This is a genomic window from Pseudomonas sp. JUb42 (genome assembly GCF_024807945.1).
In the GTDB taxonomy this organism is placed as follows: Bacteria; Pseudomonadota; Gammaproteobacteria; order Pseudomonadales; family Pseudomonadaceae; genus Aquipseudomonas.
In genome coordinates this window covers 380,732-394,915 of sequence record NZ_JANUFD010000004.1, presented here as the reverse complement: position 1 = coordinate 394,915, position 14,184 = coordinate 380,732, and the positions used below count along the sequence as shown (strand labels likewise).

General features: G+C 59.0%; 15 protein-coding genes. 7 read left to right on the top strand and 8 right to left on the bottom strand.

Features of this window, described 5'->3' with window-relative positions; translation table 11 throughout:
- Positions 1–327 precede the first annotated feature (327 nt).
- The 3 genes from M2401_RS10660 (at position 328) to M2401_RS10650 (ending at position 3,411) form a co-directional block, all read left to right on the top strand.
- Positions 328–1,176 carry a glycine betaine ABC transporter substrate-binding protein gene (locus tag M2401_RS10660; RefSeq protein WP_259102565.1) on the top strand — a complete coding sequence of 283 codons (849 nt, stop codon included), beginning with the start codon at positions 328–330 and terminating at the stop codon, positions 1,174–1,176.
- 268 nt (positions 1,177–1,444) lie between these two features.
- A complete protein-coding gene (locus tag M2401_RS10655) occupies positions 1,445–1,756 on the top strand; it encodes a DUF485 domain-containing protein (protein ID WP_259102563.1) in 312 nt (103 codons plus the stop codon).
- Positions 1,753–3,411, top strand: a complete 1,659-nt coding sequence (locus M2401_RS10650; protein ID WP_259102562.1) for a cation acetate symporter — start codon at positions 1,753–1,755, stop codon at positions 3,409–3,411. Before M2401_RS10655 ends, M2401_RS10650 begins: the two co-directional genes overlap by 4 nt.
- A 77-nt stretch (positions 3,412–3,488) precedes the next feature.
- Here M2401_RS10650 and M2401_RS10645 read toward each other — a convergent pair whose 3' ends face one another.
- On the bottom strand, positions 3,489–3,647 hold the full coding sequence (locus M2401_RS10645; RefSeq protein ID WP_231651111.1) for a DUF3309 family protein: 159 nt from the start codon (positions 3,645–3,647) through the stop codon (positions 3,489–3,491).
- Positions 3,648–4,031: 384 nt separating this feature from the next.
- Here M2401_RS10645 and M2401_RS10640 point away from each other — a divergent pair, with 384 nt between their 5' ends.
- The 3 genes from M2401_RS10640 (at position 4,032) to csrA (ending at position 5,644) form a co-directional block, all read left to right on the top strand.
- Positions 4,032–4,841 carry an SDR family oxidoreductase gene (locus M2401_RS10640; RefSeq protein WP_259102559.1) on the top strand — a complete coding sequence of 270 codons (810 nt, stop codon included), beginning with the start codon at positions 4,032–4,034 and terminating at the stop codon, positions 4,839–4,841.
- A 49-nt stretch (positions 4,842–4,890) separates the two neighbouring features.
- The gene (locus M2401_RS10635; RefSeq protein WP_259102558.1) at positions 4,891–5,223 is read left to right on the top strand and encodes a YnfA family protein; all 333 of its coding nucleotides are present in this window, start codon (positions 4,891–4,893) and stop codon (positions 5,221–5,223) included.
- A gap of 217 nt (positions 5,224–5,440) precedes the next feature.
- Positions 5,441–5,644: a carbon storage regulator CsrA gene (gene csrA, locus M2401_RS10630; RefSeq protein ID WP_259102556.1), complete on the top strand. Its 204-nt coding sequence runs from the start codon at positions 5,441–5,443 to the stop codon at positions 5,642–5,644.
- Between the two features lie 5 nt (positions 5,645–5,649).
- Here csrA and M2401_RS10625 read toward each other — a convergent pair whose 3' ends face one another.
- The 6 genes from M2401_RS10625 to M2401_RS10600 form a co-directional block, all read right to left on the bottom strand.
- The gene (locus M2401_RS10625) at positions 5,650–5,877 is read right to left on the bottom strand and encodes a YheU family protein (protein WP_259102554.1); all 228 of its coding nucleotides are present in this window, start codon (positions 5,875–5,877) and stop codon (positions 5,650–5,652) included.
- Between the two features lie 31 nt (positions 5,878–5,908).
- Positions 5,909–7,108, bottom strand: a complete 1,200-nt coding sequence (locus tag M2401_RS10620) for an osmoprotectant NAGGN system M42 family peptidase (protein WP_259102553.1) — start codon at positions 7,106–7,108, stop codon at positions 5,909–5,911.
- 135 nt (positions 7,109–7,243) lie between these two features.
- On the bottom strand, positions 7,244–8,989 hold the full coding sequence (gene ngg, locus M2401_RS10615; protein WP_259102551.1) for an N-acetylglutaminylglutamine synthetase: 1,746 nt from the start codon (positions 8,987–8,989) through the stop codon (positions 7,244–7,246).
- A 3-nt stretch (positions 8,990–8,992) separates the two neighbouring features.
- Positions 8,993–10,765, bottom strand: a complete 1,773-nt coding sequence (locus M2401_RS10610) for an N-acetylglutaminylglutamine amidotransferase (RefSeq protein WP_259102550.1) — start codon at positions 10,763–10,765, stop codon at positions 8,993–8,995.
- Positions 10,766–11,113: 348 nt separating this feature from the next.
- Complete coding sequence (locus M2401_RS10605; protein ID WP_259102549.1) at positions 11,114–11,434, bottom strand: YceK/YidQ family lipoprotein; 321 nt, start codon at positions 11,432–11,434, stop codon at positions 11,114–11,116.
- Between the two features lie 69 nt (positions 11,435–11,503).
- Complete coding sequence (locus tag M2401_RS10600; protein WP_259102547.1) at positions 11,504–13,354, bottom strand: DUF4214 domain-containing protein; 1,851 nt, start codon at positions 13,352–13,354, stop codon at positions 11,504–11,506.
- 133 nt (positions 13,355–13,487) lie between these two features.
- On the opposite strand from M2401_RS10600, the gene M2401_RS10595 reads away from it, so the two are divergent.
- Positions 13,488–13,688, top strand: coding sequence for a hypothetical protein (locus M2401_RS10595; RefSeq protein ID WP_259102545.1), 201 nt, complete (start codon positions 13,488–13,490; stop codon positions 13,686–13,688).
- Positions 13,689–13,855: 167 nt separating this feature from the next.
- Here the strand turns inward: M2401_RS10595 and M2401_RS10590 are convergent, their stop codons facing one another.
- Entirely contained in the window at positions 13,856–14,089 is a 234-nt protein-coding gene (locus M2401_RS10590) for a DUF6124 family protein (protein WP_259102544.1), read from the bottom strand.
- Positions 14,090–14,184 lie beyond the last annotated feature (95 nt).

Here is a 14,184-nt window from a genome sequence, read left to right as displayed (position 1 = left end):
GCTCCTCTACTGTTACGACGGTGGCCAGATGAGAGCCATTGCCTTTGGCATGCAAGATTCGGACAGGCAAACCGACGTTTTTGTCGCCGAATGTCGTTAGTGGCTTAGTGATGTCGTTTCCCGATGTCTCAATGTCGCTGACAGAGAAAGCCCCATGAGCGCCGAGGTTGATTATCAGGGTGTCGATGCGGTGTCCAACACCGGCGGCTGGAGCGATTGAGGCGTTATTGGGACGTGGTGCCCCAAAGCTGGGCACCCGTTGCGACCTTATAAAAACGTTAACGGCGCCCGACGACCGTCGGGTGCAGGACTTTCGGGGAAGTAACGATGAAGATACGAATGATCCTGGGCGCAGGTGCCGCATTGGCACTGGCTATCAGTTCCACGCTGGCCTCTGCCGCAGAAGTAAGCATTGGTTATGTCGAAGGCTGGTCTGACAGCGTCGCGACCACCAACGTCGCCGCAGAAGTGATCAAGCAAAAGCTCGGTTATGACGTCAAGCTGCAATCCGTTGCGGCCGGGATCATGTGGCAGGGTGTGGCCACCGGCAAGCTGGACATGATGCTGTCCGCCTGGTTGCCTGGCACCCACGGCGAATACTGGGCCAAGAACAAGGACCTGGTTGTCGACTACGGTCCGAACTTCAAAGACGCCAAGATCGGCCTGATCGTGCCTGAGTACGCCACCGCCAAAACCGTTGAAGACCTCAAGGGCGATGCGTCCTACAAAGGCAAGATCACCGGTATCGACGCAGGCTCGGGCGTGATGCTCAAGACTGACCAGGCGATCAAGGACTACGGCCTGACCGACTACAAACTGGTCGCCAGTTCGGGCGCCGGCATGATCGCCGAGCTGACCCGCGCCGAGAAGCGCAACGAATCCATCGTGGTCACCGGTTGGGTGCCGCACTGGATGTTCGCCAAGTGGAAACTGAAATTCCTCGAAGATCCAAAAGGCGTCTACGGTGCGGCTGAAACCGTGGACAACATTGGTAGCAAAGACCTGGCGACCAAGGCTCCAGAAGTCGTCGAGTTCCTGAAGAAGTTCTCCTGGAAGTCCAAGGATGAGATCGGCGAAGTCATGCTGGCCATCCAGGACGGTGCCAAGCCTGAAGCTGCTGCCAAGGATTGGGTTGCCAAGCACCCTGATCGCGTGAAGGAGTGGACCGGCAAGTAATACGGCCGCTCCCTCTCCCGGCTAAAGCCGGTCCTGCAGGCCGTCTGGCGTTAAAGCCAGACGGCCTTTTGCGTTTCTGGCATTTGCTCGCGCCGCGACTATGCTCGCAGCGTGGGACCTGACGTGACGGCGGCCGTAGGAGCGGCTTCAACCAGGAGCTTTCGACAGCTAAACATGGCTTTCTAATACTAAGGTCGTCTGGAGTGCGCCGCGCACCTGACTAAAGTGGAATACGTAACATCTCATCTGTGCTGCGAGGACAAAAACAATGAACGACAGCATTTACCTCTCGATTCAGAACAGCCCGCGCTTCAAGGAGCTGGTTTCGAAAAGGGAACGATTCGCCTGGATTCTCTCGGCGATCATGCTGGGGCTGTATGCCGCATTCATCCTTTTGATTGCGTATGGGCCTCAGATTCTCGGGACTAAATTAAGTCCTGAATCATCCATTACCTGGGGAATGCCGATTGGGGTCGGTCTGATTATCTCCGCCTTCGTGCTGACAGCTATCTATGTGCGCCGTGCCAACGGTGAGTTTGATGAGCTGAACAACGCAATCCTGAAGGAGGCACAACAATGATCGGGCGCCTTTCAGCAGTACTGGGCCTCAGTGCCTTCGCTCCGACCCTGTGGGCAGCCGATGCCCTTACCGGTGCCGTGCAGAAACAACCGTTGAACGTCGCGGCGATCGTCATGTTCGTCCTGTTCGTCGGTTTCACTCTGTGCATCACTTACTGGGCGGCGAAGAAAAACAAATCGGCAGCGGACTACTACGCTGCGGGCGGCAAGATCACCGGTTTCCAGAACGGCCTGGCCATCGCGGGCGACTACATGTCGGCTGCTTCCTTCCTGGGTATTTCCGCGCTGGTATACGCTTCCGGCTACGACGGCCTGATCTACTCGATCGGCTTCCTCGTCGGCTGGCCGATCATTCTGTTCCTGATCGCCGAGCGCCTGCGCAACCTGGGTAAATATACATTTGCTGACGTGGCGTCCTACCGCCTCAAGCAGAAGGAAATCCGCACCCTGTCCGCCTGCGGTTCGCTGGTGGTGGTGGCCTTTTACCTGATCGCGCAAATGGTCGGTGCCGGCAAGCTGATCCAGCTGCTGTTCGGCCTGGACTATGCGGTTGCCGTGGTTCTGGTGGGTATCCTGATGTGCCTCTACGTGTTGTTCGGCGGCATGCTGGCAACTACCTGGGTACAGATCATCAAGGCGGTGCTGTTGCTGTCCGGTGCGTCGTTCATGGCTCTGATGGTCATGAAACACGTCAACTTCGACTTCAACGTGCTGTTCTCCGAAGCGGTCAAGGTTCACCCTAAAGGTGCTGCGATCATGAGCCCCGGCGGTCTGGTCAAAGACCCGATCTCGGCGTTCTCCCTGGGCCTGGCCCTGATGTTCGGTACGGCTGGCCTGCCACACATCCTGATGCGCTTCTTCACCGTGAGTGATGCCAAGGAAGCTCGCAAGTCGGTGCTCTACGCCACTGGCTTCATCGGCTACTTCTACATCCTGACCTTCATCATCGGCTTCGGCGCGATCCTGCTTGTCAGCACCAACCCGGCGTTCAAGGATGCAGCAGGCGCTCTTCTGGGCGGCAACAACATGGCGGCGGTTCACTTGGCCAACGCGGTGGGTGGCAGTCTGTTCCTGGGCTTCATCTCGGCGGTAGCCTTCGCCACCATCCTGGCGGTGGTAGCAGGCCTGACCCTGGCCGGTGCCTCGGCGGTCTCCCATGACCTGTATGCCAGCGTGATCAAGGCCGGCAAGGCCAACGAGAAAGACGAGATCCGCGTTTCCAAGATCACCACCATTGCTCTGGCAATTGTGGCCATCCTGTTGGGCATCGCCTTCGAAAGCCAGAACATCGCGTTCATGGTCGGCCTGGCGTTCTCCATCGCGGCAAGCTGCAACTTCCCGGTACTGCTGCTCTCGATGTACTGGAAAAATCTGACCACCCGCGGCGCCATGATCGGTGGCTGGATGGGCTTGATCAGTGCCGTGGTGCTGATGATTCTCGGCCCGACCATCTGGGTGCAGATTCTGCATCACGAGAAGGCTATCTTCCCGTACGAGTACCCGGCGTTCTTCTCAATCATCATCGCGTTCGTCGGTATCTGGATCTTCTCGATCACCGACAAATCGGCTTCGGCTGCTGGCGAACGTGCGCTGTTCGACGCGCAGTTCGTACGCTCGCAGACTGGCCTGGGTGCCAGCGGTTCGGTGTCGCACTAAACGCTGATGCAGTAAATAAAAAAGCAGCCCTCGGGCTGCTTTTTTATTGACCGTAAATCGCCGGTTTCAGGACGGCGTTATATCCTGCCCAGCAACACCAGAATCAACAGGATCACCAGAATGGTCCCGATGATGCCCGACGGCCCATAACCCCAGCTACGGGAGTGGGGGAACACTGGCAGACCGCCGACCAGCAACAGAATCAAGACAATGATAAGAATCGTGCCAAGGCCCATGATGAATTCCTTCCTTTAAGTTCTTTTTTGGATCAGGTTTGCAGTTCAACTTCTACCCTGGGGCTTAAAGTATGTACTGCTTAACTACTCCGACTGTGACGCCTTCTAAAAAATTCAACCGGTTGTTAAAGAAAGTTTTATTTTAATAAAAACTCTTTATTTTTCAGTGCTTTGACTATTTTTTGAGTTGCTCGATACCGCTGTTTTAATCGCAGTACAAGCTCAATAAAAACTGAACTAAAGCTTTATGCAATGCTCCGCGCGCCAGCGGCCTGCCAAGGCGTTGGTTTGCCTTGGCTATTCAGCGGCCTGATGTTGGGTCTTGGGGCTCGGGGCTGTGGTTACACTGCCAACTACTTCCCGCACATCACAAGGCAGTTTCCTATGCAAAACCGCATCATGATCACCGGCGCCGGTTCTGGCCTGGGTCGCGAAATCGCGCTGCGCTGGGCCCGTGAGGGTTGGCGTCTGGCGTTGTCGGATGTCAACGACGGCGGCGTGCAGGAAACCCTGCGCATGGTGCGCGAAGCCGGTGGCGATGGCTTCACCCAGCGCTGCGACGTGCGCGACTACAGCCAGCTGACCGCTTTTGCCCAGGCCTGCGAAGAGAAATTCGGCGGTGTCGATATCATTGTCAACAACGCCGGGGTGGCTTCAGGCGGGTTCTTCAGCGAGTTGTCCCTGGAAGACTGGGACTGGCAGATCGCAATCAACCTCATGGGCGTGGTCAAGGGCTGCAAGGCCTTCCTGCCGCTGCTGGAAGCCAGCAAGGGCCGGATCATCAATATCGCTTCCATGGCCGCCCTGATGCAGGGCCCGGCCATGAGCAACTACAACGTCGCCAAGGCAGGCGTGGTGGCCTTGTCGGAAAGCCTGCTGGTTGAATTGCGTCAGCAGGAAGTCGGCGTGCATGTGGTCTGCCCGTCGTTCTTCCAGACCAACCTGCTGGACTCCTTTCGCGGCCCGACCCCGGCGATGAAGGCTCAGGTCGGCAAGCTGCTGGAAAGCTCGCCGATCAGTGCCAGCGACATTGCCGCCTATATCTACGATCAGGTTGCCTTGGGCGAGTTCATGATCCTGCCCCACGAGCAAGGACGCATGGCCTGGCAGTTAAAGCAGAAAAATCCACAGCTCCTGTACGACGAGATGGCGAGCATGGCCGACAAGATGCGGGCTAAAGCGCGTCAGGGCTGATTTCTGATAGGGTTGCCGTCACTTTCCGGCAACCCTTGAAGACTTTGCGATGCTCAATTACCTGTGGTTTTTCCTCTCGGCGTTATTCGAGATTGCCGGTTGTTATGCCTTCTGGATGTGGTTGCGCCAAGGCAAAAGCGCATTGTGGATCATTCCGGCGCTGTTCAGCCTGACCCTGTTCGCCGTGTTGCTGACCCGGGTCGAAGCCAACTACGCCGGACGTGCCTACGCCGCCTATGGCGGAATCTATATCGTCGCGTCCATTGCCTGGCTCGGGTTGATCGAACGGGCGCGGCCGTTGAGCTCCGATTGGCTTGGGCTAGTGTTTTGCCTGATTGGTGCCAGCATCATCCTGTTCGGACCGCGCTTTACCTCTGCCTGATATACGGCCCTACGCAATCGCATTCCACCTTTAATAAAACGGTGCTATCGGACTACGTCTAGCGTGGAAAAAACCGATGTTTTTACGCAAATGTAGGACGCTTCTTTCAGCCCCTTCCGATCATCTTGCAGGACGTTACTGATTTGCTTCCAGCGCATTGAAGCCCTGGCATTTGCGCGCCACGCTGCGGTTTTATGGCGTAGTGGGGGTAGGAAATATGCTGGTATTAACGCGGGAAGTTGGTGAGACGTTCTCCATCGGTAACAACATTACCGTGCAGATTCTCGGGGTCAGCGGCAATCAGGTGCGTCTGGGCATTACCGCCCCGGAACATGTGAAGATCCATCGCGCCGAAATATTCCGGCGCATTGCCGACAAGCTGAGTCAGGAGGCTCGGGAGCCCGCAGCGGACAATGTCTGACCCTCTCAGTCAAACATGTCCTTGGGCACTTCGTGCCTGGCCATCAACTGGCACTGCTGGCTTTCCACATCGAAGAAGATCACCGCCTGGCCTTTGCCTAAGGCCTGGCGGACCCGCAGCACACGGGTTTCCAGCGGGGTGTCATCGCCATTGTCGGTGCCGTCGCGGGTGACGAAATCCTCGATCAGGCGGGTCAGGGTCTCGGCTTCGAGTTGGTCGTAGGGAATCAGCATGGCGTTCTCGCATCAGTGACCTGCGATCATATCAGGCCTCTTCCCGTTTGTTTCCGACCAGACTGTCCACCGGTGGCACGCGTGTGTCGCTTTCCATCTGCGCGTCGTGCTCGATCTGATGGCTGAAACGCTCCAGTGAGGTCTGCGCCGGTTGCGCGTCGCTGGCGAAGACCGGCGGGCTGAGCATATAGGCTGTGAGCAGGCGGCTCAGGGCGCTGAGGCTGTCGATATGGGTGCGCTCATAGCCATGGGTCGCATCGCAGCCAAAAGCCAGCAGGGCGGTGCGGATATCGTGCCCGGCGGTTACGGCCGAATGGGCATCGCTGAAGTAGTAGCGAAATACATCGCGACGCAGCGGCAGCTCATTCTCGCGGCCCAGATCCAGGAGATGGCGCGACAGGTGATAGTCATATGGCCCGCTGGAATCCTGCATGGCCACGCTTACGGTGTGCTCACTGGAATGCTGGCCAGGGGCGACCGGGGCGATGTCGATGCCGACGAACTCGCTGACATCCCAGGGCAGGGCGCCCGCCGCGCCGGTGCCGGTTTCCTCGGTGATGGTGAATAGCGGGTGGCAGTCGATCAAAGGTTCTGCACCACTGTCGACGATACCCTTGAGCGCCGTCAGCAGCGCCGCGACCCCGGCCTTGTCGTCCAGGTGGCGCGCGCTGATATGGCCACTTTCGGTGAACTCCGGCAACGGATCGAAAGCAACGAAATCACCGATATTGACCCCCAGGGACTCGCAATCGGCCCGGGTCGAGCTGTAGGCATCCAGACGCAGCTCGATATGCTCCCAGCTAATGGGCATTTCATCGACTGCGGTATTGAAGGCATGCCCGGAGGCCATCAGCGGCAGAACGCTACCGCGGATCACGCCGGTATCGGTAAACACGCTGACCCGGCTGCCCTCGGCGAAACGGCTGGACCAGTGGCCCACTGCGGCCAGGGCCAAGCGCCCGTTGTCTTTCACTTCGCGCACGGTGGCGCCGATGGTATCGAGGTGCGCCGAGACCGCCCGGTCCGGGCTGTTCTGCCGACCCTTGAGAGTGGCGCGGATGGTGCCACGGCGGGTCAGCTCGAAGGGAATACCCAGTTCTTCCAGACGCTCGGCGACGTAGCGCACGATGGTGTCGGTGAAGCCGGTAGGGCTGGGGATGGAGAGCATTTCCAGCAGGACTTTTTGCAGGTATTGCAGATCCGGTTCGGGGGTTTTCTTAGAAGCAGTCATAGAACTCCTTTGGAGCATGGGCTCGTTGGAGCGAGGCTTGCCCGCGAAGGCTGTGGAGCAGGCTCAAACAATGGGTCGGATGTACCGGCCCTTTCGCGGGCAAGCCACGCTCCTACAGGAAGGTGGCGTCGTGTCCTAACCGTGCACGGGCAAACTGTGCGGAAACAACAGGTCAACAAACCGCTCGGCCGTCGGCTGCGGCTCGTGGTTGGCCAGGCCGACCCGTTCGTTGGCTTCGATAAACACGTACTCGGGCTGATCGGCGGCAGGGACCATCAGGTCCAGGCCGACCACTGGGATATCCAGGGCCCGGGCCGCGCGTACGGCGGCGTCGAGCAGGACCGGATGGAGGATCGTGGTGACGTCTTCGAGCACGCCACCGGTGTGCAGGTTGGCGGTGCGGCGCACGGCCAGGCGCTGATCCATGGGCAGCACATCGCTGTAGCTAAAGCCGGCATCGGCCACGGTGCGTTCGGTTTCTTCGTCCATGGGGATCTTGCTCTCGCCACTGGTGGCGGCAGCGCGGCGGCGGCTCTGGGCTTCGATCAACTGGATGATGGTGTGGCGACCGTCGCCGATGATCTCGGCCGGGCGACGGATCGCAGCCGCTACCACTTCAAAACCAATGACGACGATGCGCAGGTCGAGGCCTTCATGGAAGCTTTCCAGCAGTACGCGACTGTCGAAGGCCTTGGCCCGCTCAATGGCGTGCTGCACGTCTTCGATGCTGCGCAAGTCCACGGCCACGCCATGGCCCTGTTCGCCATCCAGCGGCTTGACCACGATGCGCTCGTGGGCTTCCAGGAAGGCCAGGTTGTCATCGCCGTTGCCCGCCAGTTGCTGCGCCGGTAGCAGTAAACCGGCCGCTTTCAGGGTGCTGTGGGTCAGGCTCTTGTCCTGGCACAGGGTCATGCTTACGGCGGTGGTCAGGTCGCTGAGGGATTCGCGGCAACGCACCCGGCGCCCGCCATGGGTGAGGGTAAACAGCCCTGCGTCGGCGTTATCGACCTGCACTTCGATGCCGCGTCGGTGTGCTTCTTCGACAATGATCCGCGCATAGGGATTGAACTGCGCCTGTGGGCTTGGGCCGAGGAACAGCGCTTCGTTGATACCGTTTTTGCGCTTGACGGCGAAGGTCGGCAGGTTGCGAAAGCCCAGTTTGGCGTAGAGGCTCTTGGCCTGCTCGTTGTCATGCAGCACCGACAGGTCGAGATAGCTTAAGCCACGGCTCATGAAGTGTTCGATCAGGTGCCGTACCAGCACTTCGCCAACGCCGGGGCGGGTGCAGCGCGGATCTACGGCCAGGCACCACAGGCTGCTGCCGTTTTCCGGGTCGTTAAAGGCCTTCTGATGATTGAGGCCCATGACGCTGCCGATCACTGCATTAGTACCTTCGTCCTCAGCCAGCCAATACACCGGGCCGCCTTGATGGCGCGGTGTCAGCAGTTGCGGATCGATAGGCAACATGCCACGGCTGATATACAGCTGATTGATTGCCTGCCAATCGGCGTCGCTCTGCGCCCGGCGAATGCGAAAGCCGCGGAACACTCTTTGCGCGGGGCGATAGTCGCTGAAAAACAGGCGCAGGGTGTCGGACGGGTCGAGGAACAGCTGCTGCGGCGCCTGGGCCAGCACCTGTTGGGGCGCGGCGACGTACAAGGCAATGTCACGTTCGCCGGGCTTTTCCTTGAGCAGTTCTTCAGCCAACGCCGCCGGGTCGGGGAAGGTGTGACCGAGCAACAGTCGCCCCCAGCCGCAGTGCAGGGCCAGTGGCTGGGTGTCGGGTTGGCTGCCGTCTTCGGCAAAGCGCGCCTGCAAGCGCTCCCAGGTCGGCGATTGCCCGCGCAGCATGCGTTGGTTGTAGGCCATGGGGTGCTTCATTGATCAGAGTCCTTGTTCGCTGAGCCACAGGTTCAGAGCCGCCAGTTGCCACAGCTTGGAGCCACGCAGGGGCGTCAGTTGGCCCTGAGGATTGGTCAACAAGGTATCGAGCATGGCCGGGTTGAACAGACCACGATCCTGACTAGGGTCGGTCAGCAGATCGCGGACCCAACCCAGGGTGTCGCCTTCCAGATGTTTCAGACCGGGCACCGGGAAGTAACCCTTCTTGCGGTCGATCACTTCAGACGGAATGACCAGGCGCGCGGCTTCCTTGAGTACCTGCTTGCCGCCATCCGGCAGCTTGAAACGCGCCGGAATTCGCGCCGACAGCTCCACCAGACGGTAATCGAGGAACGGCGTGCGGGCCTCAAGGCCCCAGGCCATGGTCATGTTGTCCACCCGTTTGACCGGGTCATCGACCAACATCACTGTGCTGTCCAGGCGCAGGGCTTTGTCCACTGCGGCATCGGCGCCAGGCTGGGCGAAATGGTCGCGGACAAAGTCTCCGGCGGCATCGTTTTCAGTCAGCCAGCGTGACTGCACGGTGGCGGCGTATTCGCGGTAGCTGCGGTCGACAAAGGCATCACGATAAGCGGCCACCGGGTCAGTGGCGCCGTCCACTTGCGGGTACCAGTGGTAGCCGGCGAACAGCTCGTCGGCACCCTGGCCGCTTTGCACCACTTTGCAGTGCTTGGCGACTTCCCGGGACAGCAGGTAGAAAGCGATGCAGTCGTGGCTGACCATCGGCTCGCTCATTGCGCGGAACGCCGCTGGCAGTTGCTCGATGATTTCCTTCTCGTTGATGCGCAATTGGTGATGACGGGTGCCGTAATGCTTGGCGATCAGGTCAGAATACTGAAACTCGTCACCGCGCTCGCCACCGGCATCCTGAAAGCCGATGGAGAAAGTGGACAAGTCTTCTACGCCAACCTCTCGCAACAGCCCGACCAACAGGCTGGAATCGACACCGCCGGACAGCAGCACACCGACATCCACCGCTGCACGCTGGCGAATCGCCACAGCTTCGCGGGTGGCATCGAGTACGCGGTCGCGCCAGTCTTCCAGCTCCAGATGTTGTTCATCGGCGTGAGGGCCGTAGGGCAGGGTCCACCAGACCTTCTGCTCGACCTTGCCGCTGGCATCGAAGCGCATCCAGCTGGCGGGCGGCAATTTCTCTACGCCTGCCAGCAGCGTGCGCGGCGCTGGCACCACGGCATGGAAGTTCAAGTAATGATTGAGGGCAATCGGGTCCAGCAGGGTACTGACATCGCCACCCTTGAGCAGCGCAGGCAGCGTCGAGGCAAAGCGCAGGCGCTTGTCGGTACGCGACAGGTACAGCGGCTTGACGCCCAGACGGTCGCGAGCGATGAACAGGTTCTGCTTGTCACGCTCCCAGATGGCAAAGGCAAACATGCCGTTGAGCTTGGGCAGCATGTCCTCGCCCCAGGCATGATAGCCCTTTAGCAGCACTTCGGTATCACCGCCCGAATGGAAGGCATAACCCAGCGCCTCCAGTTCGGCACGCAACTCCGGAAAGTTATAAATGGCACCATTAAAGGCCAGGGACAGACCCAGATGACTGTCGATCATCGGCTGCGCAGAGCCGTCGGACAGGTCCATGATTTTCAACCGCCGATGACCCAGGGCAACCGGCCCCTGGCTATGGAAGCCCCACGCATCCGGGCCCCGTGGCGCCAGGCTGTGGGTCATGCGCTCAACGGCGGCAAGGTCTGCCGGTTGATGGTCGAAACGTAACTCTCCTGCTAATCCGCACATCTGTCTGAATCCTGTGTGACTCGTAACGTTTTGGCCCTGCGACGCTGCGAAATATCGCCTTGCGCCGTCAGCGACCTCGTTTTATCGAGTGCAGGAAAGACGGGATCGTTCAATAAAACTTGTCTGGGGATAGCGTTTGAGGTGCAGTTCTGATCGAGTTTGCAGGGGCGAGCCCTGGGGGGATGGCGGTGCGATTTCGCTCTGGAGGCAAGGCCACAGGGAAATACCAAGCCGCACAGGTGGCAGCTCAATATTTGAAAAGCGCGTGTGGAGGGAGTGAAAGGCCGTCGGTCGATTTGTGGTGCCGTACAGCCTTCGAGCAGATTTATGCCGCACGCACAGGCGGACTCAATACTGCTTGCGCCGCACCTTGATATCGCCTTGCTGATATTGCTGATAACCGGTGTACGGCAGCACGAGGGTGTCGGCAATCCCGGAAATGATCAAATCCAGCAAGATGGGCGGTGCAGCCCAGTGCGAGCCTGCGCGTTGTGGCGCGTCGAGATTGCAGAACTGGTAGGCCGCGCCGCTGTAGGCCCGGGGAATGGTGTTGCAGTTGGATTGCCAGCGCGCCAGATCATCGGCGGCGCCTTTTTCGTCATTGAGTGTCTTGACTGTGCCGCAGCCTGATAGTGCGACGATGGCGAGACCGGTTATCCATAGCTTCATGCGGATACTTCCCTGATTGAATGCCTATTGTGCAGCCAACAAGCCCCACCCGCAGGTGGGGCCGGTTTTTTACGCGGTGAAGGACAGCACGCCGGTTGCCGAGATCGAACCGCTGCTCAAATCAAGCGTGCCGCTCAATTTGACGACGATATCGGCTGCGTTGAGGCCGCTGATGTTGTCGTTGTTGACCAGGTAGGTATCGCCTGCGTACTTGAACCACTGTGTGCTACTGACCGCACCAAGGGCAGCGGTGATGGCAGCATCCAGGCTGGTGGCGGTGCTGACATTCACTTCGCTGGCATTGAAGGTGCCGCCTGCGGCGAATTTCACTGAATCCTGGCCACGGGTCAGGTCGGTGATGGTGGTGATTTGCTTGTTGCTGAGGGAGGCGAGGGTGGCGTTGCTGACATCCACCGTGTCCTTGCCAGTGCCGGTGGTGACGGTGGCGGCCAGTGAACCGGAGAAGCTGGAGGTGGCGACGCTGATCAGGTCATTACCGCTGCCGGTCTTGATCGCCAGCGCCGATTGGCCGCCCGTGGTTGTGGCGGCGTGGGTGGTGATCAACAGGTTGCCGGTGGCAGTCGAGCCATCGATGCTGGTGAGTTTCGACGCCGTGCTGCCGCTCTGGGCCGCCACGTCGAGGCTCAGGGCAGAACTGCCACTGATCAGGATACTTTCCAGGGCGTTGCCTGTCAGGCCAACGGCGCTCTTGGTGCCGCTTGCGACGAGGGCAAGGTTCTTGGTGATGGTGCCCGCAGTGATGGCAATGCCGACAACCGAACCGTCTGCCGCGTAGCCGGCATCCTGCAGGTTGAGCGCCAGATTGGCGGACGCCGCGCTGCTCAGGTCCAGGGACAAGGCCGACTGCTGGTTCTTCAGGGTCAGGCTGTTGAGTATCGCGCTGGCAGTGATTTGTGCGGTAGGAGCGCTGACATGGTCCAGGGTCAGGGCTAACGTGCCTTCACCGCCACGGATGATGGATATGCCTGAACTGTCCTTGATGGTGATGGAATTAGCCCCTGCGCCGACGATACTCACGGAGCCTGCGGTGGTGACGCTGGAGTTGGCGACCGGGTCAAGGGTCGTCAGGCCATTGCCTGCGACGGTCAGGTTGACGGTGGTGACGTCAAAGGGAGCAGAGAATGTCCCGCCGCTGGCCGAAGTAATATTCACTATTTCGACATGCTGAAGGCTACCGGTCAGTTGGTGCAGGCTCGCCATCGTCATGATCAGCGTGTCTATTCCGTCGCCGCCGTAAAAAAAATTGCCGGGAGTAAAGGTCGATTCATCACCGATGGCCGTGTCATTACCGTCGCCGCCGAAGAAGTTGTCGACGCCTGTGGTAAAGGTGAAAGTCCGCGAGCCTGGTGAAGTATCGGTGGGCGTCGTGGCGCGAACGACGGCATCGGACAGCCCGGAAGTTGCCGCGACCACTGAGGCCGAAGTCGAATCCACCGTGCGCAGGAACTGCCGGGCAAATGCACCGGCATTGGCACCACCGTAACCTTTGATCTCTGCGGCAGTATCCAGTTGCGCGGTAAATGCATTAGCGATGGCCAGTTTATTGGCCACGGATTGGGCGTCGCCTGCACCGGCATTGGTAAGGATCTGCCAGGCCGCGTTGGACGGGCTCAGGGTGTTCTGATCCAGTTGTTGCACCCAGTAACTCAAACCTGCCGGCTCGGGATTGCGGTTGAACAGGTTTAGATAAATGGCGGTGATTTTGTCTGTCGAACTGGTGCTGCCATAGAGTATGGCGGACTCCAGGGAGGCAGAAAAACCGGCAATGGCCAGGGACAGGTTACCGCCTGCAGCATCTACCTGGGTGGCCCAGTAGTTCAGCCCGACCGGGTCTGCCGGGCGGCCAAAGTAGGCAATGTACAACTTCTGGATTTGATCAACGTATGCGGACGCCGCCATGTCTGTTTCCCATTCCTTTTAAAGTAAATCCCCTCTAAGGGGCGTAACTAAGCATCAACTTGGGAAAACTGTAACATGGATCCAATCATCGCCTCAGGGGAAGGCGCCGAGCGGCGTGGCGCATGCCAGAGGCATGAAAAAGTCATCTGATCCGTATTTTTATTCAGAATCTGACGCTGTTATGAGTGCAGCAGCGGGCGGACAATTGCCCCAACGATCAAGCCATGAAACGTTGGAGGCAATTATGTCTATGGGCAAGATGGCTGTTTTGGTATTTGGATTTCTGGTGCTGACTTTGGTGATTGCTACCCTGGCGACCATTCCGCCGAGTTGAGTGTGAATCAACGCGTTTTTATAAGTGGACGGACTCTGTCAAAGCGAGTGTCATGGGAGCGAACTGTGGGAGCGAATTTATTCGCGAATACGTCGTTGAAGACGACACAAATGCGGCGGATGTACCGGTCTCTTCGCGAATGAATTCGCTCCCACAGGGTTCACTCTCTAGTTCATTGATTGGTGTCCAGCTTTCGGCTCGAAATAGGCCAGTGAACTGTCCAGGTCAGCCTTTAGCACATCGACCAGATGGGTCATGGAAAAGGCCAGGTCGCGTTTCGGGCCGCTGAGGCTGTCGCCGGTTTCATAGGCGACGGCGGCGAGGCAGCGCAGGACGTCGGATGCGTGGAGCAGGGATTGTTCCAGTGCAGCGAGGGATGGATCGGAAACGTTGTTATTCATAATGCTCTCTCTAAAAAGGGAGCCACCGACAGCTTGCTGCTAAACAAACAAAGGTGGCGGCTTTGACGCGGGTTAGCAGACCGGTGAGAGCACCA